Source organism: Bacillus sp. VA13 (assembly GCF_055710085.1).
Window position 1 is genome coordinate 32,876 of record NZ_JBVQPP010000008.1, and the last position, 22,529, is coordinate 55,404.

Below are 22,529 nucleotides of genomic sequence, written 5' to 3' on the forward strand. Positions count from 1 at the left end.
TAAACCTCCGAATTTAGGATTATTTTTTATGAATATTTTTCACATAATCGTCTTTATTTACTTGTCTCGCTCTGGCAATAGCAAGCGCTTTTCCAGGTACATCTTCCGTAACAGTTGAACCTGCTGCAACATAAGCGCCTTCTCCGACTGTGACAGGGGCAACCAAGTTGGAATTGCAGCCGATAAACGCGCCATCTTCAATTTTCGTCAAATATTTATTCTTTCCATCATAATTGACAGTTATTGAACCGCAGCCCAAGTTTACATCTGTGCCTACCTCAGCATCACCGACATAGCTTAAATGCGAAGCCTTGCTTCGGTCTCCGAATTGAGTCTTTTTGATTTCAACAAAATTTCCGATCTTCACTTCATTCCCGATGACAGAATCAGGTCTGATGTGAGCAAAAGGTCCTATGTTTACATCATTCCCCACTTTACTGTGATTGACTACCGATTGTTTAATAACCGTACGGCTGCCAATGGAGCTATTCATAATCTCCGTATGAGGTCCGATAATCGTATCTTCTCCGATTTGCACCTCACCTTTAATCACAGTCCCGGGATAAATTACAGTATCGCTTCCGATGACAGCGTCAGGAGAAATATACGTATTCATCGGGTCAATCAGCGTTACGCCATTTTGCATATGCCGTTTATTAATACGCTCTTTCATAAATTGTTCTGCCTGAGAAAGAGCAACTCTATCATTAACTCCGAGCGTTTCTTGGAAATTATCAGTCTGGTAAGCGGCAACAGTTTCGCCTTCGTTTTTAAGAATCTCTATGACATCCGGCAAATAGTACTCGCCTTGAGCATTATCATTAGACACCAGATCAATGGCCCGGAATAGCGCTTCATTATCAAAACAATACGTACCGGTATTGATCTCAGTCACAAGACGTTCTTCTTCAGAGGCGTCCTTATGCTCAACGATTTTTTGAACCGCTCCGTTTTCGCCGCGAATAATGCGGCCGTATCCGGTTGGATCTTCTGCAACCGCAGTTAAAATCGTAGCTTTCGCTTCTCTTTGTGTATGTTCTTTCAGCATCTGTTCCATTGTCTCTGCTGTTAAAAGCGGCGTATCTCCGCAAATGACAATCGTGACGCCTTTTTCGTCAGCAAGAAATGGCTGTGCCTGTTTTACAGCATGAGCAGTGCCAAGCTGTTCTGCTTGAAGCGCGTACTCGCTTTTTTCACCAAGCTGCTTTTTCACTTCTTCCGCACCATGTCCGACAATCGTGACAAGCTTCGATAAAGATAACTTTAAGGCTTCGTCCACGACGTGCTCTACCATAGGCTTACCGCAAACTGGATGAAGGACTTTATAAAGCTTTGATTTCATTCTCGTTCCTTGTCCAGCCGCTAAAACAACTGCAAACCGCTTATCCATTTATTGGCCTCCAATATCCCTTTTATCCATAGAAAAATATATCCTAAATATCTTCTGATTTCAAGGAGACTTCATGAAGTGCAAGAATTTTCTATTGAGTGCAATTAAGTTTGAAAAATCAGAATTAAAAAAGGACCGCCGGCAAAAGGCTTTTGTCAGCCCTTTCAGCAGTCCTTGCTTTTTGGTTATTTTTTAAGAAGCTCCAGCTTCTTCGAATTCTAATGCTTCAGTGTCACCCAGACGATGATACTCATTTAACACGGCATCTTGAATCTTTCCTCGCGTGCTTGAATTAATAGGATGAGCGATATCGCGGAACTCTCCATCAGGGGTGCGTTTACTCGGCATCGCAACGAAAAGACCATTGTTTCCATCAATCACACGAATATCATGAACAACAAATTCGTGATCCAGCGTGATGGATGCAATCGCTCTCATGCGACCATCGGTATTCACGCGGCGTAATCTTACGTCAGTAACTTCCACAGTAGTTCACCACCTTTTCCCTATATAAAAGCATTAGTGTATCAATTCCACGATTTTTTCTGAAATCCTGCATGTTTTTAAAATATTTTTTGAAAAAATAGGATATAGTTACACAATTAGGTCATAAAGCTTTCATTTCGGGCATAAGGTAAATAAAAAAGTGATTCCGAGCTCACCCAGAATCACTTTTTCTTATTATTTTACTAATGCAATAACTTCGATCTCGACCAGTGCGTCCTTCGGGAGCCTCGCGACTTCAACACAAGATCTCGCCGGTTTGTGAGTGTCAAAATATTGTCCGTACACTTCGTTTACTTCCGCAAACTGTTCCATATCCGCGATAAATACAGTTGCTTTTACAACTGTTTCTAAAGAAGCACCTGCTTCTTCCAGCACTGCTTTTAAGTTGCTGAATACTTGATGAGTCTGCTCCTTAATATCACCGTTCACCATTTCGCCTGAAGGAGTCAAAGGAATTTGCCCTGAGCTGTAAAACATATTATTTACGATAATCCCTTGTGAGTAAGGCCCGATTGCCGCTGGGGCATGTTTTGTGTGGACTGCTTTTGTCATGATTCCGTCTCTCCATTCTTTAAAAGATTGTCTTTAAAAAAACGCAGAAAATTGCCATTCTGAATTTCAATGGACTTCTCTTTCATGTTGATGGTTGAAAGAGTAAGCAGTGACATATATTCATCAACAAGACGTTCATCTACTCCTTCGGCTTCAACTAGGACGCCGATCCCCGCCACATTCGCGTTAAACTCATCCAACAGGTTAATCATACCATTAATTGTGCCGCCTGCTTTCATAAAGTCATCAATAATGAGTACGTTTGAACCCGTTTTCATGCTTCTTTTCGCAAGTGACATCGTTTGAATGCGGTTTGAGGAGCCTGAGACGTAATTAATGCTGACTGTGGAGCCTTCTGTTACCTTGTTGTCTTTGCGAACGATGACGACAGGCACATTCAGATAGCTCGCAGCTGCGTACGCCAGAGGGATGCCTTTCGTGGCAACGGTCATGACAACATCAATTTCGCGCTCTGCAAACACAGAAGCAAACAGCTTCCCTACCTTGGAGAGTACAGATGGCTTTCCTAAGATATCCGTTAAATATACATAACCGCCCGGAAGGATACGCTCAGGATTTGCCAGCGACTGTCCAAGTGTCTGCACAAACTCTTCAGCTTCAGCCTGCTTCATTTTCGGAATATATTTGACGCCTCCGGCAGCTCCGGGAACAGTAAGCAAAGTACCGATCCCCTGCTGCTCGAAGGTTTGCTTAATAATTGTTAAATCTTCACTGATCGATGATTTTGCAGATTCATACCGCTCAGAAAAAAAGGTTAGCGGTATTAACTCGTGCGGATGGGTTAACAAGTAATTTGTTAAGTCCACCAATCTGCCGCTGCGACGAAACTTCATGAACTTACCCCCAAAATCCGAATATTTTAAGATCAATATAACTTAACATACGGATTTAATCAAGAGCGTTCTGTTCGCCGATCATTCTCACCGCATAAACCTGATCGCAGAAGCCTCTTAACCCGTTATAAATTCTCTGCACCTTCGACTCATACTGAACCAGTCCAAACACTGTCGGGCCGCTCCCGCTCATTAACACGGCATCTGCGCCAAAGCGTTTCATCTGGTTTTTGATCATCGCGACTTCAGGGTGCATATCAAGCGTTACAGATTCAAGCACATTGCCTAAACGGCTGCACATCTTTTGAAAACTCTTTTCCTCTATAGCCTCAATCATGCCATGTACATCGGGATGCTCTACATCATCCACCTTTAGCTGTCTGTACACTTCAGCAGTTGAAACACCGATTGTCGGCTTCGCTAAAATGACCCAGCAATGCGGAGGCGTGCTGATGTGTTTAATTTTCTCGCCGCGTCCTGTTGCTAGTGCAGTTCCGCCATAGACACAAAATGAAACGTCGGAGCCAATTTCCGCTCCAAGCTCAGCAAGCGTTTCTGCTGAAAGATTTAAATTCCACAGCCTGTTCAGCCCTCTAAGGGTTGCCGCCGCATCACTGCTTCCGCCGGCAAGACCGGCAGCCACCGGAATCACCTTCGTAATCATGATGGAAACTCCCTTTTTCACGTTGTATCTGTCCTTGATCAGCTTGGCAGCCTGATAAGCTAAGTTTCTTTGGTCATCAGGCACAAAACGGTTGTGGGAGGAAACCCTCACTTCATCCTCTGCCAGCTCCGTCAATTCAATCCGATCCGCTAAATCAATCGTCGTCATGATCATTTCGACTTCATGATAGCCATCCGGGCGTTTTCGGGTGACGTCAAGTGACAGATTGATCTTTGCTGGCGCTTTTTCTAAAATACGCATAGCTTTCACCTACTTCTCCATCTAAACATAAGTATGAACATTGTATCACATTTGAAGTACAGGATGAACATATCCATATTGCAGCCAATTATGTATTTATATCCAACACAAAAAACCGGGGAACGGCACGTCCCCCGGGTCACATCCTTATCGGTTATTCTGGTTCTGAGCCATTTGCTGTTCGGCGATTTCAATGGCGCGCTTTACCATGTTACCGGCATCGCGGGCCCGAATTTCGCCCCAGCCGCCATTTTTGACTGTGTCATAAAAACCAAGGTCTTTAGCCAGCTCATATTTAAACTCATCTGACATAACTCCACGACGTCTGCCCAAACGAAACAACCCCTTTTTTAGAAGTGATAGCCATTCGTGCACGTCACGATAATGTGTGACCGTTTTATCTTTTGCTAAATCAGATGGAACTTTCGTTAAAATTACTGGAAACCAAAAAAGGGCAAAACAAAAAGCAGTAAACAAAAGGTTCACTGCCCGTTAAAATGCCACTGAGCTTGCGGCGTCATCATTAAAAGTCAGCTCAACAGTCTCAGTCAAAATATCAGCATAACTGTATGAAACTCTTTCAAACGAGTTCTCGTCTTGATCTAGTTGTATCACAAAAACAGAAGGGTACGTCTCAGCTAAAATGCCCGAACGCTCAATCGTTTTTCGGCGGCCACCGTTTGCTTTTAACGTCAGCCTTTTACCTAAATTCCCATCAAGCGATCTTTTAATATCGGACAACGTCTTCGCCATTGCATCCACCTCACTATATTTATTGTACAACACGAGCCCATTTTTGTCAAATAAAATTTAAATTATATCAACGTTAATAAGACGTTGTCAATAAAATTATTTTGACAAAATTCTATGATTCCTCAATTATTTTCCGCAAGTTTCGGTAAATTATGTATCATTATGTAAAATAAAAAACCCGCATAGATCTCCTATACAGGTTTTCAGCTGTTAATTAGACTTATAAGGCATTCCAATTCTCAGCACTCCTCTTGTTTCAATACCTCCAAGCCCTTTCTCTCTTGTCAGCGTATTTCGGAGCACCTCCCATACATTGATTCGTTCCATAAACGGCGTAAAGCTGATTTTCGCGACGATATATACCGGATCAAGCGCATGAATGTTGACTCTTGATGGTGAACTCGCGAAATTTGCCCCCGCTCTTATGAGTGATTCAAAATGGGATTGGCAGGCCCCCGCAAAAATAACAAGCTGATCTAAGTGAGGGGTCTTTTTTCGGGCGTTTTGCACCGTTTCAACAAAGTGCTTTGAATGTCTGTACGCGTTCAAATCATCAATGCTGCCCTTTTGCTTCGAGTACGCATCATGTCCTGTTATCACCAGAATGTCAGGTCGATATTTGTCGAGCAATTCTTCAATAGAAGCAGACATTTTCTTTTCATGGCAATGGATGCCGTAGACCGGCACTCCAATTTTTTTATAGACATTCAAGCATTTTTTCAGATATGCTTCATCACCGTCCAGATGAAGCACCTTGCCCGGCATATGAAAATAATGCTCCTGATGCTGATATTGGCTTGTCGCGTAGTACTCCTGCTTTTCTCTGAGCAGCTTATAATCCTGGCGGAGCAATTCGAGCGATTCATTCATTCTGCTCTCATCTTTCTTTTTCCGCATCATCTGCTCATCTTTTTTCACTGCTACCAGATCAGAAAAATCCGAATCAGCAATCAGCCTGACTTCATCACCATGCAAAATAGCGATTGAATTTCCTTTGCTTGTTTGCTCTATTCCTATAATGCGAAACAAAACATCCATTTGATAGGATTTTCTGGCTACCATATCCCCTATTTGAAATTGCACGTTCCTCACTCCACACATAGACTAAGCCTCATCATGAAAGAAAGAGCCTTGAGAAAGCGCCTTTTTTCGCTGAGTCCAAGTTTTTCTTATCATTGAATGAAAGGTCCTTCTCTAGCCTATGTAGCGGCAGTCCATGTGGTGCGCAAAACAAAAAGCCCTTTTAGAAAAGGGCTTTATACAATCCGTTAGACAGCGCTGCGAACTCCTCGATAGACAGGGATTCACCTCGGCGCTTGCCGTCAATATTTGTTTCTTCCAGCACTTGCTCAATCGTTGATTTTCGTGCTTTTCCTTCAGGCAAGTTGTTGACTAAGTTATTGAGCAGCGTTTTACGGCGCTGAGCAAAGCTTGCCTTGATTAACTGAAAGAAAAAGGCTTCGTTTTCCACGTCCACTGCCGGGCCGTCGCGGAGAATCAGCCGAATGACTGCGGAATCAACGTTAGGCTGAGGAACAAACACAGTTTTCGGAACTGTCATCACCGTTTTGGCTTCTGTATAAAATTGCACCGCGATTGAAAGCGAGCCGTATTCCTTAGATGAAGGGTCCGCCGCCATGCGCTCTGCCACTTCTTTTTGCAGCATGACCACAATCCCTTTCAGCGGAAGATGTTCTTCAAGCAGTTTCATGATAATCGGCGTTGTCACGTAATAAGGAAGATTGGCTACAACCATGATCTCATCACAGTCTTGAAATTGTTCTTCAATGACCGATTTGACATCCGCCTTTAATACGTCCTGATGAATGACAGTGACATTGTCGTAAGGAGACAGCGTATCCTTCAGGATCGGCAATAATCGTTGGTCAATCTCAAATGCCACGACCTTTTTCGCCCGCTTGGCAATCTGTTCGGTCAATGCCCCGATTCCCGGGCCGATTTCTATGACACCTGTTTTCTCCGTCACTTCCGCGTGATCGACAATTCTGTCTAAAATGTTCGTATCAATTAAGAAATTCTGTCCTAAGCTCTTTTTAAATGAAAAACCGTATTTTTTCAGTATTTCTTTCGTTCTAATCGGTGTCGCAATATCTTTATTCATTCTGTTCCTCCCGCTTAACGGTATCGAGCGCACTCATAAAATCACTTTTTTTAATTTGAAACATTTGCAGCCGTTTTTGAAGCTGTTTGCCATTTGTATAACCGATTTTCAACAGTTCACCCAGTCGTTCGCGCCGGCGTTTGGCCGCAGATCCGCCAATCAGCCCAGCATGAATCAAATCTTCAGCTGAAATGTCACTCGGCTTCGCTTCCATCTCTTCGTGCACGTTTTCTAAACATGCCCTAATACTTTCAATCGATGCGTGCTCCACACCAATTCCCCGCTTGTTTTTAGGTTTGGCAAGATGCTTTGGCAAAAATGCATGCTTACAGCCGGGTACAGCCTCTGAAATGGTTTTGCGGATCTTCTCTCCCGGGAAGTCCGGATCCGTTAAAATGATGACGCCTCTGGTCTTCTGAGCCAAACGGATTTGGTCAATCACTTGATCATCGATGGCTGAACCATTTGTTTCAATTGTGTCTGCATCAACAGCCAATTTGATGCGGGCCGTATCGTCACGCCCCTCGACCACAATGATCTCTTTTATTTTCATTATTTCCTCCAAAACAAAATAAAAACTTTTGTATATTCATGAAACTTTTTCTTATGTCGAGCGTCTAATAAGCAGAAAATACACTTTGTCTATTATAACGAAAAAAACAGAGGGCGCAAAACCCTCTGAATACATAAGTATATATTAATTTAAGATTTTAATTTTGACTGTTTTATTTCCCCATCGGTACGCCGATGATTTCTCCGGGAAAAAGACGTCTATTTTGTTCCCTTTAATTGCTGAACCAGTATCTGCAGCAATGGCATATCCATAGCCCTCAACATGGACTTTCGAGCCTAACGGAATGACATTTGGATCTACGGCGATAACTTTGGCATTCGGATTATTTTTTAAATTGACGCCTGTAGCTGTATGTCCTGAACAACCGCTGCAGCTAGCCGTATAAGCCGTAGATGATACAGTCATGACTTTGCCTGTTGATTCATTGCTGCGGGACACAACTGTTTTTGAATCACCGGAAGCACTGACCTTTTCAATCTTTGGACTGCTTTGCTTTGTTCCGACAGCAATCACCTTATCTTTGCTTTGTTCAGCTGTTTCTTCTTTTACAAGCTCTCTGGACACTTCTTTGCCGTTTTCTTTAACGACTTCGAAATGTTTTTTAAGCTTGCCTTCTTTTCCTTTTTGGACGACCTTTTCTTTCCCTTTTTCAAGAGAAGCGTCTTCTTGCTTTTTCACATCGAACGCGATTTTCTCTTCAACTACATCGGTGACCTTTTCGATACGAGTAATTGTAATATCAGCCTTTCCTTTCGTCAGCTTTGCATCTAACGCAGGCTTGATTTTATCTTCGTCTTTTATGTTCATCTTTTGCTGTTTTAAAAAGTCAGCGACCGTAGTCGAAGTCGTCCAGATCTTCTTTTGTTTTCCTGCATCATTCACAGTAACTTGGAACGCGGGTTCTATGTTAATCTTCATGTCTTTCGAAATATCTGTATCTATTGCGGGATCAATTTGATCTTGTTCTTTCACATCAACATCTTGTTCGTCCAGTAATGCACCGACCGTTTTTGCTGTTGACCATAATGTCTTTTCTTCCCCGTTTATTGTAAGCTTCACAGGTTTTGCAGCCTCATACACAACGTCCAGATCTGCTGTTATCTTTGTCTGTTTAGCAGGTGTGATCTTGTCTTCGTCTCTTGTCTCTATATCAAGCGTCTCTAAAAGATCACCGACTGTTTTTGCATGTGTGCGTATATGTTTCTTTTTGCCATTGATAGAAACTGAGACTGATTGTTTTGTCAGCTCATGAGCCGCGTACGCAGTCCCGCTTCCTGCCAAAAGCAAACAAGCAGCAACCAGAATGACTTTGCTTTTGCTAAGCTTTACGGAAAACAGCTTTTTCATTTTTTGTGTGATGAAAAACGCCTCCTTCTCCTCGGAGAGATTATATAGAGTATCTAAAAGGCTGTCAACCCTCCCCTCTCTTTCTCCAAAAAGCTCAGTGTCTTCTTCATTATCCTGAATTACACTGAGAAACGGAAGAAAGACTTGTCGACAAACCTATCCTATGAGGAGAAGAAAGCATGTAGAACTTTTATAGAAAAACGCTGTAGGGGACAAGCTCTTACAAAACCTGCTAGCGTTTTTTGTCAGTTTATACGGAAAAGTCTTTTTGCATTTTCAGTCGTGATTGATGCAATCTCTTCAAAGGTCATTCCTTTTAATTCAGCGATTTGCTCTGCCACATATTTCACATAGCTTGGCTCATTTCTTTTCCCGCGGAAAGGATGAGGTGTGAGAAACGGGCAGTCAGTTTCAATCAGCAACCGTTCATTCGGGATTTCCTTCACAACTTCCTTCGGCTTCTTCGCATTTTTGAATGTCACCGGTCCCCCAAATGATAAATAAAAATTCATTTTCATGCATTCTCTCGCCACTTCCGCACTTCCTGTAAAGCAGTGCATAATTCCACCCACAGCTTCTGCGCCTTCCTCTTTCAAAATTGTCACGACATCCTCCGTTGCATCACGGTTGTGAATGATAATAGGAAGGTTGACCTCTTTTGCTAAGGCGATTTGTTTTCTGAACACCTCTTTTTGAACATCTTTAGGAGATTTATCCCAATGATAATCCAGTCCCATTTCACCTATTGCTACCACTTTCTCATGAGCAGTCAGCTCTTTAATCCACGCTAAATCTTCCTCTGTCATATCAATCGCGTCAACCGGATGCCAGCCAATGGCTGCATAAATAAAATCATATTCTTCAATCATTTCCATCGCACGAGTAATCGTCGGACGGTCAAAACCAACTACAACAATTCGTTCTACTTTTTCAGCTTTTGCCCGTTCAATAACCTCTTCCAGATCAGTATCATATTGTTCTGCATTTAAATGTGCGTGTGTGTCAAACAACATAAGTCAAAAACTCCTTTCTTGTCGAAACACAAAAGGTGTTCGACGAATTGTTACACGTGAAACACCTTTTGTTTATCATTATTTAATTCTTGTGCCTTTTGGTAACGACTGATCGATAGACACGACTTTTAATACGCCGTCTGCTTCCCCTGCAAGGATCATACCTTGAGAAAGCTCTCCTCTCAGTTTAACCGGTTTTAAATTTGTTACACAAACGAGTTTTTTCCCAACAAGCTCTTCAGGCGTATAATGCTTCGCAATGCCGGATACGACTTGGCGTTTTTCAAAACCAAGATCCAGCTGCAACTTCAATAAACGGTCCGCTTTTTTCACCGGCTCTGCCTGAATGACCTCAGCCACGCGAAGTTCTACATCCATAAATTGATCAATTGTAATTTCAGGTAGACGATCAACCTCTTGCGGCTCTTCTTCTTTTGTTTCTTCTTTAGCTGGCGCTGAGCCCTGCATTTTCCCTTTGATGTAAGCAATTTCTTCTTCTGCCTCTAAACGAGGGAACAACGGCTCGCCTTTTTGTACTTTTGTATCTTTCAGCTGGCCGAAAGCTGTAATGCTGTCCCAAGCTTTTAAAGCTTCATCAGTAATGCCCAGCTGCTCGAACATTTTTTGTGGTGTCTTTGTTAAGAATGGCTGAAGCAGCACAGCTGAAATACGCAATGATTCAGCAAGGTGATACATCACTGATTGCAGTTCTTCTTCTTTTGCCGGATCTTTGGCAAGCACCCATGGAGCTGTCTCATCAATGTATTTGTTGGTACGGCTGATTAGCTGCCATAATGTCGAAAGAGCTACCGAGAATTCCATGTTTTCCATTGCTTTCTCGTAAGCCTTTACTGTTTCTTCAGCGACTGAAGTGAGCGTTTGGTCAAATTCTGTCACGGCACCCTTGTAAGAACCGATTTGTCCGTCAAAATACTTATTGATCATCGCAACCGTACGGTTCAATAGGTTTCCTAAATCATTCGCTAGATCATAGTTAATCCGCTCAACAAAACCTTCCGGCGTGAATACACCGTCTGATCCGAATGGCACTTCGCGAAGCAGGTAATAGCGAAGCTCATCTAAACCGTAGCGTTCAATTAATGTAACCGGATCTACAACGTTCCCTTTTGATTTCGACATTTTTCCGTCTTTCATCAAAAGCCAGCCATGCGCAAATACTTGCTTCGGCAGCGGCAGATCCAGAGCCATCAGCATAATTGGCCAGTAAATGGTATGGAATCGCACAATCTCCTTACCGACTAAATGCACATCGGCAGGCCAATATTTTTGATAAAGCTCATCATTTTCTGTATCATAACCGAGTGCTGTTAAATAGTTAAATAGCGCGTCGATCCAAACATATACAACGTGCTTTGGATTTTCCGGCACCTTCACACCCCAGTCAAAAGTGGTACGTGATACAGCCAAATCCTCAAGTCCAGGCTTGATAAAGTTGTTAATCATCTCGTTTTTGCGTGATTCCGGCTGAATGAATGTCGGGTTTTCTTCATAGTATTTCAGAAGACGATCCGCATATTTACCCATACGGAAGAAATAAGATTCCTCTTTGATTAATTCAACTGGGTGTCCGCTGTCAGGGCTTTTACCGCCGATGACCTCTCCCTTTTCATTTCGCTCGATATCAACCAGCTGAGTTTCCGTGTAGAACGTTTCATCCGGGATACTGTACCAGCCTTCATATTCATCAAGATAGATGTCCCCGTTATCAAGAAGCTTTTGAAACACCTTTTCAATCACAACTTTATGCCGTTTTTCTGTCGTACGGATAAAGTCGTCGTTTGAGATTTCAAGCTGCTTCCACAGTTTCTGAATATCTGCCGCTGCACGGTCTACATACTCCTGAGGTGTAATGTTTTCCTGTTCAGCTTTTTGCTGGATTTTTTGTCCATGCTCGTCCGTTCCTGTTAAATAGCGAACATCGAACCCTTTTAATCTTTTGTAGCGTGCCATTGCATCTCCCGCGACTGTCGTATATGCATGGCCGATATGTAATTTCCCGCTCGGATAATAAATCGGTGTTGTAATGTAAAATGTATTGTTTTCTTGCGGCATCTTGAAACCTCCCAATCAGAATGTCAAAAAGCTCCCGCCCAAAGGACGAGAGCGGCGATAAGTGCAAATCATATATGATTATTATTTATATTTATCCTTTATCTATGATACCATCTTAGCCTTTAAGATCAAGAATATATACGTATGCCCTGAAAAAGAATAATTAAAATTAAAAATCTTTAATGAAAGTAAAAAAAGTCTGTTCATGTCGAATTTTGTCGTATATAATCAAATGAAATAAAAAACCTTGGTTCGAAAGTCTTGATTTAAAAGGATTTTTAGTAGGATAATAGCTTTATTAAAAATTTATAAAAGGCTGTTATTTCAGTAGTTTCTGATACATTACTGACTATAAGAACTAATTCTTACAATCAATAGCAAACAAAATGATTGACGATTATTGGAAACCTTGTTATGCTATGAAGGTAAGGATTTTGTCGAATAATGACGAAGAAAAATATAATTTAAACAAATAATCATCTCTTGGGAGGAGAAAGTTTATGAAATCTACTGGTATTGTACGTAAAGTTGATGAATTAGGACGTGTAGTTATTCCTATCGAATTGCGTCGTACTCTTGGAATCGCAGAAAAAGATGCTCTTGAAATTTATGTTGATGACGAAAAAATCATCCTTAAAAAATATAAACCAAACATGACTTGCCAAGTAACTGGTGAAGTTTCTGATGATAACCTTAAACTTGCAGGCGGTAAATTGGTTCTTAGTAAAGAAGGCGCTGAGCAAATCATCAGCGAAATCCAAAACCAGCTTCAAAACCTTAAATAATCATTTCTTATACAAAAAACGTTCTTGTTATGACACAAGAACGTTTTTTTTATTGCTGAATATGGTAAGCATCGTACACTTCACGCTTTGGAACATTGCGATCGACTGCTGCTTTTTTAATAGCTTCTTTAGAAGTAGCGCCTTTCGAGATGTAATGTTCGACATGTTCTTTCAACGTGAGGGTTTCCCACCATTGTGTTTCCTCATCTGATTCTTCATTTTTACTGCCTTCTACGACGAGACAAAACTCACCACGTATTTGATCCTCGTTTGCCCATTCAATGACCTCAGTTATCGTGCCTCTGATAAACTCTTCATATTTCTTTGTGAGTTCGCGCGTTACAGCCATTTCCCGATCGCCTAATATCTCTGCCATCACTGATAAAGTTTCCTTCAATCTATGAGGCGCTTCATAAAAGATGATTGTTTCCTTCCGTTTTTTAAGACCTTCAAGCTCCTTCTTCTTTTCTTTTTTCTGTCTGTTGAGAAAACCGTAAAAGAAGAAAGGCTGCGGTACAATACCTGAAGCGATTAGAGCCGTTAATGCAGCATTTGCTCCCGGCAGCGGAACAACATAGCCGCCTATCTCCGTAAAATCCTTCACGATTTCCGCCCCTGGGTCAGAAATCGTCGGCAACCCGGCATCACTGACAAGAGCAATGTTTTTTCCCGACTTCAGCCATTCTATAATTTTGTGGCCGCTGCTCTCTTTATTATGTTCGTGATAACTAACGAGCGGTATTTCAATTTCATATACATGACAAAGTTTTTTCGTTTGTCTCGTATCTTCCGCAGCAATCGCATCCACTGATTTCAGCGTGTCAATCGCCCGGAATGTCATATCCTCTAAATTTCCAATTGGGGTTGGGACCAAATAAAGAATCCCCATGTTCGACTTTCCATTAAAGCTCATTTGGCGCCTTAACATATACAGCCTCCTTGCTGTTCCGCTTTTCTTCTATATAAAGCTCTTTTTTCTTTCGAGTCAGTTTTTTGAAATAATATTCCGCCTGCATGGCTTCCCGCTTTGTTGTGAAAGCTTCGGCAAAAATCAATTCAACCGGACGTCTTACTTTTGTATACTTTGCGCCCTTTCCATCATTGTGTGTTTTTACCCGTTTCTGCAGATCGTTGGTATACCCAGCATACCAGCTGTTGTCCCTGCACTGTACGACGTAGAAGAAATGGTTATTTGTCTCCATATAAAATGGACCTGATTTCTTTTGTATATTCATTTTGTTCGTCATAAACGAACAGAGGAGGAAGAATTTTCAAATCCGGACGCCCGCCTTTAATACCCTCTACCAAAATGGTATTGGCTTCTTTCCCTTGCTTCGGATAAACAAATTGCACACGCTTTGGCTCGATTTGGTAAGCCTTCATCAGTTCAAAAATCTCCAGAAGCCGTCCCGGCCTGTGAACAAGTGCTGCCTTTCCTCCTTGTTTGAGCAGCTTGCTGCTGACTGAAATGACATCCTCCAGTGTGCAGTGGATTTCATGTCTGGCGATTCGGAGATGCTCATTCATGTTTTGTTCAGTTTGTTTCGGTGTTTTAAAATACGGGGGATTGCAGGTGACAACATCATATCGATTATGCCCCAACTTCTCCGGCATGTTTTTCAGATCATCATGTATGATCTGAATCTGATCCTGCAGCTTATTATACTCCACACTGCGAACAGCCATATCATGGAGTCTTTCTTGAATTTCAACTCCAAGAATGTCTGCTTTTGATCTTGTACTGAGCAGCAGCGGCACAATGCCATTGCCGGTGCATAGATCAACGATTTTTCCTTTTTGAATCGGAACGTAGGCAAACTTGGACAGAAGCACAGCGTCCAATGAAAATGCAAACACCGTTGGACTTTGTATGATTTTCATGTCCTCTGCCAGCAAATAATCTAATCTTTCATCATCACGTAATGAAACCATCTTCTTATCCTTTCAGTACCTTTGAAAAAGGCTTCCGTCTTATGCGGAAGCCTTTTCCTTATTTTTTATTTAAGAATGACAGACAGAAAAGACAATCTTCTTTTCGAACACTTCCGTAGTGAACATTGCAGATATGAAATCCTTCTTGATACAGACGTGCCAGATTATCATATCCTTCCCCTATATCAGTTTGCTCTGTCTTCTGTGTTTTTGATTCTTTTTTATCAGCTTTGAACTTTTCAATCTGCTGCGTCGTATCGTCCAGCCGTTTGCGCAAATGCTTGTTTTCAAGCTGTAAATGATGATTTTCTTCAATCATCTCACCGATATGCTGCTTCAAATCCCCCAGCTGCCGGTACAGTGAGCCAATTTGTTCTTCTAAGTTAATGACTGTATCAAATAACTCTTTTTTATCCAAGGTTCCACACCTCGTTAATCTGTGGTTTGTGCGGATACGACGCCCTCTTCCAAGAGCTCTTCCCAAGTATATTCTATCACTTTTTCACGGTTTATCAGTTCCACCTGAAGCACCCGTTCCAGAATATTAAGTCCAACGACCTTTGCGGGGCCGTTTGCTGTCGTAATCATTTCTCCAATATCCGGAAGCTGTTCTTTGGCCGTCTCATACTCATCGTTCTCATATTTTAAACAGCACATCAAACGTCCACAAAGACCTGAAATCTTCGTAGGATTTAAAGACAAGTTCTGATCCTTGGCCATTTTAATGGAAACGGGTTCAAAATCTCCAAGGAACGTTGAACAGCAAAGCATTCTTCCGCAAGGACCGATTCCTCCGAGCATTTTCGCCTCATCCCTTACTCCGATTTGGCGCAGCTCAATTCTTGTTTTAAAGATAGAAGCCAAATCTTTTACAAGCTCTCTAAAGTCTACTCGGCCGTCAGCAGTGAAGTAAAAAATGACTTTATTGCGGTCAAACGTAAATTCGACATCGACCAGCTTCATATCCAAGCCATGTTCAACCACTTTCTTTTGGCAGATGTCAAATGCTGATAAAGCTTCCTGTTTATTTTCTTCTACGATGAGAAGATCGCGTTCGTCAGCCACACGTATCACTTTTCGAAGGGGCAGCACAACATCATGCTCATCCACCTGTTTATTCGCAATCACGACCTGGCCGTACTCAACGCCTCTGACAGTTTCTACAATTACGCAGCTGTCTTGTTCTATATGAAATCCATTTGGATCAAAATAATATATTTTACCCGCTTTCTTAAAGCGGACTCCAATTACATTGTACAAGCTTATCCCTCCTGCAACATTAACACCAAGTGCTCCATTAATCCTTGTACATTCACATTGGAATGAAGCCGTTTCTTTGCTTCTAAAACAGCAAGTATCTGATTCGTAACGCTTTGTTGTGTTGATTGTAGCGCATGCTGTTTTATTGATTGGAATAAGTCTTGATAAATCAATTTATCTTCATTTCCTATTTGGATGGACAACACATCACGATATATCAATAAGAGCATATCAAGACCCATTTCTTGATGGGTTTTTTCTTTGAAAAAGGGCATCCATTGATCTTGAATAAAGAAAAAAGCATGTCCTTTCCGCTGGTGTAGGACTTCATACAATTTTATCACTTTCGCTCTAGACTCTGCAAACTCATCATTTCGACTTAATTCGACTGCTTCTGCTACATTGTTGGTCATGTTGGCCAGAAGCCTTGCCATATGAGGCGAAACGTCCTGTTCGATCAGTCTGTCTTCAATTGCTTTCGGCTGCAAAGGTTGAAAAGGAAGGGTTTGACATCTTGAAATGATAGTGTCCAATAACCTTTGGGGCTGCTCAGTGATGAGGATGGCCATTGTGTCTTTATTGGGTTCTTCTAAAAATTTCAGCAGGCTGTTTGCCGCATTTGCTGTCATTTGATCTGCGTGCGAAATAATATACAGCTTTTTATGCGATTCAAGCCCTGTCTTAGAAAACTCTTCTTGCAGCGCTTGAATTTGCGCCTTTTTGATCGATAAACCATCAGGCTGAACAAGATGGAGATCAGGATGGTTGCCTGACTCTATCCGTTTACAGTTTCGGCAGTTTTCGCAAGGCTCCGCGCCGTCCTCTAGGCAAAAAAAACTTTTCGCAAGAAGCAGCGCGGCATCAAGCTTGCCTGTTCCTTTTTTCCCCTCAAACAAATAAGCGTGTGATAGTCTGTCCTTCTCAATACTATTATATAAAAGCTTCATCACTCTGGGCTGAAGCTCGTTCATTTCCTTCCAGGATATTGCCATTGTATCACTCTCTATGTGTAAAGGTTAATCAATAAACCTTTTATTTCGCCAATACGATCCAGCAAATCAATTGCCGGTTTTTCCTGATCCATCATCTCTTCCGTAAGCTGTATCAATTTGTCATCTATTTCCTTCACAAGTCCCAGCGTTCTGCTGTTTCCATACAGGTCAAAGCTTTTCGACGTTTCGTGTGAAAGGCCGCTGTCTACAGCTTCTTTGACAAAACGCTTCACAAGCCCTTTAAATCTCGCTAAGTCTTTAAAATTCCGGGATTTCGTCAGTCTTTTTCCAAACGCTTCTATATCCGATAACAGCCTGGTAAGCTGATCAAATTTCAATTTGCTGCTTTGGTTTTCCATCGATGTTTTAAACGACGCTGTGATCTCAGATGTTTTCACAGAAGGAAGCTGCTTATTATCTATAAATGTACGTATATCTTTATTAATTTTCACAGTTTCAAATCCTTAAAATTGATGAAATTCATCGACTGGAAGGACAAATACTGTCGCTCCGCCAACTTCAACTTCTACTGGATAAGGGACATATGAATCAGCATTTCCGCCCATTGGAGATACAGGGGCAATCATCTGGTCACGTTTCTGTCCGTTTTCTTTAATGAGACTCAATGCTTTATCGACGCGTATATCCTCGACACCAATCATAAACGTTGTGTTGCCTGATTTAAGAAATCCTCCCGTCGTTGCAAGCTTTGTAACTCTAAAGTTGTGATCCGTTAAGGTTTTCAAAAGTCGGTTGCTGTCCTGATCTTGTACAACTGCCACTATCAATTTCATCTGTGAAGGCCTCCTTTAGATTGGAAACAACAATGATCTCGTTTACATTATTATATCAACTATTGGGAAACAGGTCACAATTGAATTTTTTTCAACGCTTCATTGATCGCTTTTAGGACGTCCTGAACGACGAGGTCTTTGGATTGGCTGGCATCAACTGAGTGAAATCTTTTCGGGAATCGCTTCATCAGCTCTTGGTAACCTTCCCGTACCTTTGTATGGAAGCTTAAGTTTTCTAAATCGAGCCTGTTTTTCTCCCGCGAGCCGTTTGCGTGAATACGTTTCAGGCCTTCTTCCGGATCAATTGAAAAATACACCGTTACATGGGGCATCATATCTCCGATGGCAAACTCATTAATTGACAGAACCTCATCAATCCCAAGTCCTCTTGCGTATCCTTGGTACGCGAGCGAACTGTCTATGAATCTGTCACAAAGAACAACATGCCCCTGTTCTAAAGCAGGTTTTACTTTTTCAACTAAATGCTGGCGTCTTGCAGCCGCATATAAGAGAGCTTCTGTTCTTGGATCCATTAATGTGTTGTTCTCATTCAGAATAACCTCTCGAATTTGTTCTGCAATGTCTATGCCACCTGGCTCTCGAGTTGCTGTAACCTGAAGGCCCTCTGCTATCAGTATGTTTTTGATTTCCTGCAGAACAGTCGTTTTCCCCGCACCTTCAGGACCTTCGAATGTAATAAATAAACCGCTCATGATTTCTCCTCTTCTATATAAACAAGTAGTTGTTTCTCTTTGATTTTCATATTCCCTTGAATATGCGTTTTCATGCTGATCAAGCGGCTGAGCTTTTGCACACTTTCTTTTGTAATTCTTTCTCCCGCCATGATCATCGGGATACCCGGAGGATAAGGGATGACATCCTCTGCATTCAGCCGGCCTGCTGCTTCATCAAAGTCCACATATTCTTTCTTGAACGTTTGTAAGACCTTTTTTTGATAAGGCAAGACAGTCACAGGCTGCGCTCCCCATTCTACAGAAACAAACATCTGATCCGGAGGCGTTTTTTCAATCTCTTCATCAATGCTTTTAATCGTTTCAGCGTTTATTCTGCGCTTTCCTCCCAATGGAAGAACGAGCAGTACTTGATTTTCATCAGCAAGCTCAGTGAATATGTTGGCACGCTCTAATATGTTTTGCAGCGTATACCCCGAATGGCCCCGTTTTGAGCGAATTGTGAGCTTCAGCGGATCCGTTATCATCCGTGGATCAGCCGGTTTGACAGCTTCTGCATTTGAAAGTGAATCAAACGTTTGTTTAAGTGATTGTATGCGGTGCAGAATGTCAGAAAGCTTTTGTTCTTCTATAATATGCTGTACATAAGCGCGGGCAATGTCTAACGAAGCCATAATCGGATAAGACGGGCTGCTGCTTTGTAATCGATTTAAATACTCTGCCAGCCGATTCCGATCAATTCTGCAGCTGCTGTTGAGATGCAAATAAGAACCCATCGTCATGGCAGGCAGCGTTTTGTGAGCCGACTGAACAACAACATCTGCCCCCATTTTTAAAGCGGAGACTGGAAAAGGCTCCCCCAAAACAAAATGTGCGCCATGCGCTTCATCCACCAAAACAGGAATCCCGTAATGATGGGCCTCTGAAATGATTTCGGTTAAATCAGCACTATGTCCGTAATATGTCGGATTGGTCAGCACCAAGCCTTTTGCATCTGGATATGCTGCCAAGGCTTTTTTAATTGTATCAAGCGGAACATGCGTAGGCACATGCATCGCTTCATCAATGTCAGGTGCGAGATAAACCGGCTCAGCACCAGCCAAATCAACAGCATGAAATACAGATTTATGACAGTTTCTTTGAACCAGAATTGTTTCACCCGGTTCACAAACAGATAAAATCATCGCTAAATTCCCGACAGTCGTACCATTCACCAGGAAAAAACTTTCCGCCGATCCATATAATTGACTGACAAGCTCTTGAGCTTCCTTAATCACCCCAGAAGGATGATGGAGATCGTCCAGTCCTGCCAGCTCAGTTACATCAATGGTGAGAAGCGGATCGAATATCGACTTAGCATCATCAAAAAAGACATCTCCATTGTGATGTCCCGGAACATGAAATGAATGAGAATTTCTTCTCGCATGTTGAATCAATGCTTTATATAAAGGTGTGTTCATTAAAACAATCCTTTGAATGTGTCTTCTTACACTTTATTATATCGTGCCTCTGACAGAACTTAAAGCTAGACTTACTGGTAACTACCTTTCCTTCATCATAAGCAGCTTGTGCTTCAGATCGCCTTCCATCATCATAAGCTCTTCTTCTGCCTGACGGCGTTTGATTCGGCCTTCTTCTTGTATGGTCAGCGTTTCTTCAAGCGTGCTGATTAAGCTTTCCTGCACCTTCTTTAAAGTATCGATATCAACAAGACCTCGTTCATTTGCCCGCACGGTTTCAATTGTATTGGTTTTCAAAAGCTCCGCATTTTTCAGCAAAAGCTCGTTGGTTGTATCAGATACTTTTTGTTGTGCATCCACTGCATTGCGCTGCCTTAAAAGCGTCAGTGCAATTGCTACTTGGTTTTTCCAAAGCGGAATCGCCGTCACAATGGATGACTGGATTTTTTCAGCTAATGCTTGATTTGTATTCTGAATCAGCCTGATTTGTGGAGCACTTTGGATTGTGATTTGCCTGCTCAGCAGCAAATCGTGCACCCTTTTATCTAACCGGTCAGCAAATTGAACCAAATCGTTTACTTCTTGAACGGCCATTTGGTTATGCTCACTTGATTCGGCCTGTTGCTTCAGTTCAGGAATCGTTTTTGTTTTTAATTCCTCCAGCTTCAGTTCCCCTGCAGCGATATAAACATTCAGCGCGGTGAAGTACTCTTTGTTTTTTTCATATAACTGCTCTAACAGCTTATTGTCACTGATTAAAGCATTTTTAGAGTGCTCCAGCTTCAAACTGATTCTGTCTATCTGTACGCTGGTCTTTTGATATTTAGACAGCACCTCCTGAAGAGAATTCGATACTCTTCCAAACATGCGTGCCAAAAAACCCTTTTTCTTAGACTGAAGATCATCAGGATTTACTTGATCCAGCTTTTGCATCAGTTCTCCAAGAATTTCGCCGATCTCTCCGACATCCTTCTTTTGAACATGATCAATCATAGTATGAGAAAAATTCAGCAGTTTAGACTGAGCTTGTGAACCGTATAAAACAATACTTTGCATATTCTTATGATCGATCTGCCCAGCGAGCTGAATTGCTTTTTCCTTGTTTTCCTCGGGAAGAACATCAACAAGGCGTACTTGCTGCTTCTCTGCTTTTACAGTCTCCGCCCTAGGCATCTCTATATCACCAAAAGGATCCGCCAATAATTCATCTATATGAAGGTCGCTTTGATCTCGGTTCATCGCTCTTACCCTCTTCCATTATTTCTTCAATGAATGCTTTGCTGCATCTAATTCAAATTGCAGTTCGTCAATTTCATCACCCATTACTTGAGTTAAATCTTCCTCTAAACGCTTGGTCAATTCAGCAAGAGTGATACGAGCCTCACTCAACGACATCGACAGTTCTTTGCTTTTTTTCGGATGAGATGATAGAAAGGCATACTTCTCTGTCAATTCAACAACCGAATCGAGAGTTTGATAAAAAAAGCGCTCAGCCTGATAAAACCGCTTTGGCTCTTTTTTGGTGAGGATATAAATCCTTCTGACAAGTCTCAGCATTTCTGCATTTTGTTTAAACATTTGAATGCTTTTTGCCTGAAACAAAGCTTTCCGAAGGCGTATGATCTTCTGCCTTGCTTCCTCGAGATTTTTCTTAATGTAGGCATATTCTCTTCCTGTCAGTGCATGCTTTTTAAGAAATAAGCGTCTCACATTCCAAATGCCAGCTGTATATACAAATGCTCCCGAAGCGAGCCCATAAACAAAAGATAGGAAAAGCGACTGATTTAAACCGAAAAAGCACAAAATCCCTATGAAAACAAAAGTCGCACTGCCTGTTAAACTCCATATCAAAAAGTGAAGAAATCTCTGCATGAGATAATCGACTCCTGTGTATATACTCAGTTTTAATATTATTATCTACTACGTTCTATCCCTAAACAAGTTTCATCTTCTTTTTATTAACCCATTCCTTATGAAAGAATACAAAAAAAGACCTTTTCAGGTCTAAGAATATAATGGCGGTGTATGAATGCTCTTTAATTTTTTCACGTAAAAGGCATAGTCAGGATCGGAAGTTGATGTAGAAATTACTTTTCTCTCACAATCTAAGCATATGAATTTCGTATAAAGATGAATGCCTCTATTCTTCTCTTGATCACAAATCACACATGTATGATTAGGTTTAACAGTTTTGTCCATCGTCCCCACCTCCGTACAATTAGCCTTCCCTTAAACCAGATATTGTATACACTATTTAGATCTTTTTGAAACTTGAAATCAGTATATGGACTATATAAGCTGTCGGTGTTTGTATTTGTTTGATTTTATTGATCTTAAATAAACAAAAAACCCAGCTCAATGAGCTGGGTTTTACCTTGCTTGGCGGCGTCCTACTCTCACAGGGGGAAACCCCCGACTACCATCGGCGCTGAAGAGCTTAACTTCCGTGTTCGGTATGGGAACGGGTGTGACCTCTTCGCTATCGCCACCAAACAAATGCCTTC

27 protein-coding genes and 1 rRNA gene are annotated in these 22,529 nt (G+C 41.7%); 1 reads left to right on the forward strand and 27 read right to left on the reverse strand.

What is annotated here, in order from left to right:
- Positions 1–19: 19 nt before the first annotated feature.
- From glmU to metG, 13 genes are all read right to left on the reverse strand, one after another.
- Positions 20–1,390: a bifunctional UDP-N-acetylglucosamine diphosphorylase/glucosamine-1-phosphate N-acetyltransferase GlmU gene (glmU, locus tag AC0C66_RS21195; RefSeq protein WP_053407025.1), complete on the reverse strand. Its 1,371-nt coding sequence runs from the start codon at positions 1,388–1,390 to the stop codon at positions 20–22.
- 192 nt (positions 1,391–1,582) lie between these two features.
- A complete protein-coding gene (spoVG, locus tag AC0C66_RS21200; RefSeq protein ID WP_003218346.1) occupies positions 1,583–1,876 on the reverse strand; it encodes a septation regulator SpoVG in 294 nt (97 codons plus the stop codon).
- A gap of 195 nt (positions 1,877–2,071) precedes the next feature.
- Positions 2,072–2,449: a 2-iminobutanoate/2-iminopropanoate deaminase gene (ridA, locus tag AC0C66_RS21205; RefSeq protein ID WP_003218344.1), complete on the reverse strand. Its 378-nt coding sequence runs from the start codon at positions 2,447–2,449 to the stop codon at positions 2,072–2,074.
- Positions 2,446–3,303, reverse strand: coding sequence for a pur operon repressor (gene purR, locus AC0C66_RS21210; protein ID WP_003218342.1), 858 nt, complete (start codon positions 3,301–3,303; stop codon positions 2,446–2,448). Before purR ends, ridA begins: the two co-directional genes overlap by 4 nt.
- 55 nt (positions 3,304–3,358) lie before the next feature.
- Positions 3,359–4,228 (reverse strand): 4-(cytidine 5'-diphospho)-2-C-methyl-D-erythritol kinase, encoded by an 870-nt coding sequence (ispE, locus tag AC0C66_RS21215; RefSeq protein WP_003218334.1) that lies wholly within the window; start codon positions 4,226–4,228, stop codon positions 3,359–3,361.
- Positions 4,229–4,375: 147 nt separating this feature from the next.
- Positions 4,376–4,561: a small, acid-soluble spore protein, alpha/beta type gene (locus AC0C66_RS21220; protein ID WP_003218333.1), complete on the reverse strand. Its 186-nt coding sequence runs from the start codon at positions 4,559–4,561 to the stop codon at positions 4,376–4,378.
- A gap of 159 nt (positions 4,562–4,720) precedes the next feature.
- Positions 4,721–4,981: a biofilm formation stimulator Veg gene (veg, locus tag AC0C66_RS21225; protein WP_003218330.1), complete on the reverse strand. Its 261-nt coding sequence runs from the start codon at positions 4,979–4,981 to the stop codon at positions 4,721–4,723.
- A 210-nt stretch (positions 4,982–5,191) separates the two neighbouring features.
- Complete coding sequence (gene prtG, locus AC0C66_RS21230) at positions 5,192–6,064, reverse strand: sporulation-specific protease PrtG (RefSeq protein ID WP_014112299.1); 873 nt, start codon at positions 6,062–6,064, stop codon at positions 5,192–5,194.
- 160 nt (positions 6,065–6,224) lie between these two features.
- Positions 6,225–7,103: a 16S rRNA (adenine(1518)-N(6)/adenine(1519)-N(6))-dimethyltransferase RsmA gene (rsmA, locus tag AC0C66_RS21235; RefSeq protein ID WP_014112298.1), complete on the reverse strand. Its 879-nt coding sequence runs from the start codon at positions 7,101–7,103 to the stop codon at positions 6,225–6,227.
- Positions 7,096–7,656, reverse strand: coding sequence for a ribonuclease M5 (gene rnmV / locus AC0C66_RS21240; RefSeq protein WP_014112297.1), 561 nt, complete (start codon positions 7,654–7,656; stop codon positions 7,096–7,098). The genes rsmA and rnmV overlap by 8 nt, the downstream gene beginning before the upstream one ends.
- Before the next feature lie 144 nt (positions 7,657–7,800).
- The gene (locus tag AC0C66_RS21245; RefSeq protein WP_240510062.1) at positions 7,801–9,024 is read right to left on the reverse strand and encodes a ubiquitin-like domain-containing protein; all 1,224 of its coding nucleotides are present in this window, start codon (positions 9,022–9,024) and stop codon (positions 7,801–7,803) included.
- A gap of 245 nt (positions 9,025–9,269) precedes the next feature.
- Positions 9,270–10,037: a TatD family hydrolase gene (locus AC0C66_RS21250; protein ID WP_072183193.1), complete on the reverse strand. Its 768-nt coding sequence runs from the start codon at positions 10,035–10,037 to the stop codon at positions 9,270–9,272.
- Positions 10,038–10,115: 78 nt separating this feature from the next.
- Positions 10,116–12,110, reverse strand: a complete 1,995-nt coding sequence (gene metG / locus AC0C66_RS21255) for a methionine--tRNA ligase (RefSeq protein ID WP_087987607.1) — start codon at positions 12,108–12,110, stop codon at positions 10,116–10,118.
- 500 nt (positions 12,111–12,610) lie between these two features.
- On the opposite strand from metG, the gene abrB reads away from it, so the two are divergent.
- Complete coding sequence (gene abrB, locus AC0C66_RS21260) at positions 12,611–12,895, forward strand: transition state genes transcriptional regulator AbrB (RefSeq protein WP_003218316.1); 285 nt, start codon at positions 12,611–12,613, stop codon at positions 12,893–12,895.
- Positions 12,896–12,944: 49 nt separating this feature from the next.
- On the opposite strand, the gene rsmI is transcribed toward abrB, so the two are convergent.
- The 14 genes from rsmI to rrf form a co-directional block, all read right to left on the reverse strand.
- A complete protein-coding gene (gene rsmI, locus AC0C66_RS21265; protein WP_461845968.1) occupies positions 12,945–13,823 on the reverse strand; it encodes a 16S rRNA (cytidine(1402)-2'-O)-methyltransferase in 879 nt (292 codons plus the stop codon).
- Complete coding sequence (locus AC0C66_RS21270) at positions 13,798–14,097, reverse strand: GIY-YIG nuclease family protein (RefSeq protein ID WP_014112292.1); 300 nt, start codon at positions 14,095–14,097, stop codon at positions 13,798–13,800. The genes rsmI and AC0C66_RS21270 overlap by 26 nt, the downstream gene beginning before the upstream one ends.
- On the reverse strand, positions 14,084–14,827 hold the full coding sequence (locus tag AC0C66_RS21275; RefSeq protein WP_014112291.1) for a tRNA1(Val) (adenine(37)-N6)-methyltransferase: 744 nt from the start codon (positions 14,825–14,827) through the stop codon (positions 14,084–14,086). Before AC0C66_RS21275 ends, AC0C66_RS21270 begins: the two co-directional genes overlap by 14 nt.
- 58 nt (positions 14,828–14,885) lie before the next feature.
- The gene (yabA, locus tag AC0C66_RS21280) at positions 14,886–15,245 is read right to left on the reverse strand and encodes a replication initiation-control protein YabA (RefSeq protein WP_003218308.1); all 360 of its coding nucleotides are present in this window, start codon (positions 15,243–15,245) and stop codon (positions 14,886–14,888) included.
- 14 nt (positions 15,246–15,259) lie between these two features.
- On the reverse strand, positions 15,260–16,087 hold the full coding sequence (ricT, locus tag AC0C66_RS21285) for a competence/sporulation regulator complex protein RicT (RefSeq protein ID WP_014112290.1): 828 nt from the start codon (positions 16,085–16,087) through the stop codon (positions 15,260–15,262).
- 2 nt (positions 16,088–16,089) lie between these two features.
- On the reverse strand, positions 16,090–17,079 hold the full coding sequence (gene holB / locus AC0C66_RS21290; RefSeq protein WP_014112289.1) for a DNA polymerase III subunit delta': 990 nt from the start codon (positions 17,077–17,079) through the stop codon (positions 16,090–16,092).
- An 11-nt stretch (positions 17,080–17,090) separates the two neighbouring features.
- Positions 17,091–17,531: a YaaR family protein gene (locus AC0C66_RS21295; protein ID WP_003218297.1), complete on the reverse strand. Its 441-nt coding sequence runs from the start codon at positions 17,529–17,531 to the stop codon at positions 17,091–17,093.
- Positions 17,532–17,543: 12 nt separating this feature from the next.
- Entirely contained in the window at positions 17,544–17,873 is a 330-nt protein-coding gene (darA, locus tag AC0C66_RS21300) for a cyclic di-AMP receptor DarA (RefSeq protein WP_003218295.1), read from the reverse strand.
- 74 nt (positions 17,874–17,947) lie between these two features.
- Entirely contained in the window at positions 17,948–18,586 is a 639-nt protein-coding gene (gene tmk / locus AC0C66_RS21305; protein WP_472973705.1) for a dTMP kinase, read from the reverse strand.
- Positions 18,583–20,025, reverse strand: coding sequence for an aminotransferase class I/II-fold pyridoxal phosphate-dependent enzyme (locus AC0C66_RS21310; protein WP_072565617.1), 1,443 nt, complete (start codon positions 20,023–20,025; stop codon positions 18,583–18,585). Before AC0C66_RS21310 ends, tmk begins: the two co-directional genes overlap by 4 nt.
- Before the next feature lie 81 nt (positions 20,026–20,106).
- Positions 20,107–21,264, reverse strand: coding sequence for a toxic anion resistance protein (locus AC0C66_RS21315; RefSeq protein WP_072565616.1), 1,158 nt, complete (start codon positions 21,262–21,264; stop codon positions 20,107–20,109).
- Between the two features lie 18 nt (positions 21,265–21,282).
- Complete coding sequence (locus tag AC0C66_RS21320) at positions 21,283–21,897, reverse strand: 5-bromo-4-chloroindolyl phosphate hydrolysis family protein (protein ID WP_061187566.1); 615 nt, start codon at positions 21,895–21,897, stop codon at positions 21,283–21,285.
- Positions 21,898–22,029: 132 nt separating this feature from the next.
- Entirely contained in the window at positions 22,030–22,224 is a 195-nt protein-coding gene (gene csfB, locus AC0C66_RS21325; protein ID WP_014112284.1) for an anti-sigma-G factor, read from the reverse strand.
- A 178-nt stretch (positions 22,225–22,402) separates the two neighbouring features.
- A 5S ribosomal RNA gene (gene rrf / locus AC0C66_RS21330) occupies positions 22,403–22,518 on the reverse strand.
- Positions 22,519–22,529: the final 11 nt, after the last annotated feature.

What these genes read in the sequence shown, in the direction of transcription:
- ispE (WP_003218334.1), bottom strand. Translation starts at nt 4,228, where the DNA reads ATGCGTATTTTAGAAAAAGCGCCAGCAAAGATCAATCTGTCACTTGAC.
- darA (WP_003218295.1), bottom strand. Translation starts at nt 17,873, where the DNA reads ATGAAATTGATAGTGGCAGTTGTACAAGATCAGGACAGCAACCGACTT.
- rsmI (WP_461845968.1), bottom strand. Translation starts at nt 13,823, where the DNA reads ATGTTAAGGCGCCAAATGAGCTTTAATGGAAAGTCGAACATGGGGATT.
- rnmV (WP_014112297.1), bottom strand. Translation starts at nt 7,656, where the DNA reads ATGAAAATAAAAGAGATCATTGTGGTCGAGGGGCGTGACGATACGGCC.
- metG (WP_087987607.1), bottom strand. Translation starts at nt 12,110, where the DNA reads ATGCCGCAAGAAAACAATACATTTTACATTACAACACCGATTTATTAT.
- AC0C66_RS21245 (WP_240510062.1), bottom strand. Translation starts at nt 9,024, where the DNA reads ATGAAAAAGCTGTTTTCCGTAAAGCTTAGCAAAAGCAAAGTCATTCTG.
- veg (WP_003218330.1), bottom strand. Translation starts at nt 4,981, where the DNA reads ATGGCGAAGACGTTGTCCGATATTAAAAGATCGCTTGATGGGAATTTA.
- AC0C66_RS21275 (WP_014112291.1), bottom strand. Translation starts at nt 14,827, where the DNA reads ATGGTTTCATTACGTGATGATGAAAGATTAGATTATTTGCTGGCAGAG.
- abrB (WP_003218316.1), top strand. Translation starts at nt 12,611, where the DNA reads ATGAAATCTACTGGTATTGTACGTAAAGTTGATGAATTAGGACGTGTA.
- AC0C66_RS21320 (WP_061187566.1), bottom strand. Translation starts at nt 21,897, where the DNA reads ATGCAGAGATTTCTTCACTTTTTGATATGGAGTTTAACAGGCAGTGCG.
- glmU (WP_053407025.1), bottom strand. Translation starts at nt 1,390, where the DNA reads ATGGATAAGCGGTTTGCAGTTGTTTTAGCGGCTGGACAAGGAACGAGA.
- AC0C66_RS21250 (WP_072183193.1), bottom strand. Translation starts at nt 10,037, where the DNA reads ATGTTGTTTGACACACACGCACATTTAAATGCAGAACAATATGATACT.
- AC0C66_RS21270 (WP_014112292.1), bottom strand. Translation starts at nt 14,097, where the DNA reads ATGGAGACAAATAACCATTTCTTCTACGTCGTACAGTGCAGGGACAAC.
- AC0C66_RS21310 (WP_072565617.1), bottom strand. Translation starts at nt 20,025, where the DNA reads ATGAACACACCTTTATATAAAGCATTGATTCAACATGCGAGAAGAAAT.
- AC0C66_RS21315 (WP_072565616.1), bottom strand. Translation starts at nt 21,264, where the DNA reads ATGAACCGAGATCAAAGCGACCTTCATATAGATGAATTATTGGCGGAT.
- csfB (WP_014112284.1), bottom strand. Translation starts at nt 22,224, where the DNA reads ATGGACAAAACTGTTAAACCTAATCATACATGTGTGATTTGTGATCAA.
- rsmA (WP_014112298.1), bottom strand. Translation starts at nt 7,103, where the DNA reads ATGAATAAAGATATTGCGACACCGATTAGAACGAAAGAAATACTGAAA.
- purR (WP_003218342.1), bottom strand. Translation starts at nt 3,303, where the DNA reads ATGAAGTTTCGTCGCAGCGGCAGATTGGTGGACTTAACAAATTACTTG.
- tmk (WP_472973705.1), bottom strand. Translation starts at nt 18,586, where the DNA reads ATGAGCGGTTTATTTATTACATTCGAAGGTCCTGAAGGTGCGGGGAAA.
- holB (WP_014112289.1), bottom strand. Translation starts at nt 17,079, where the DNA reads ATGGCAATATCCTGGAAGGAAATGAACGAGCTTCAGCCCAGAGTGATG.
- ridA (WP_003218344.1), bottom strand. Translation starts at nt 2,449, where the DNA reads ATGACAAAAGCAGTCCACACAAAACATGCCCCAGCGGCAATCGGGCCT.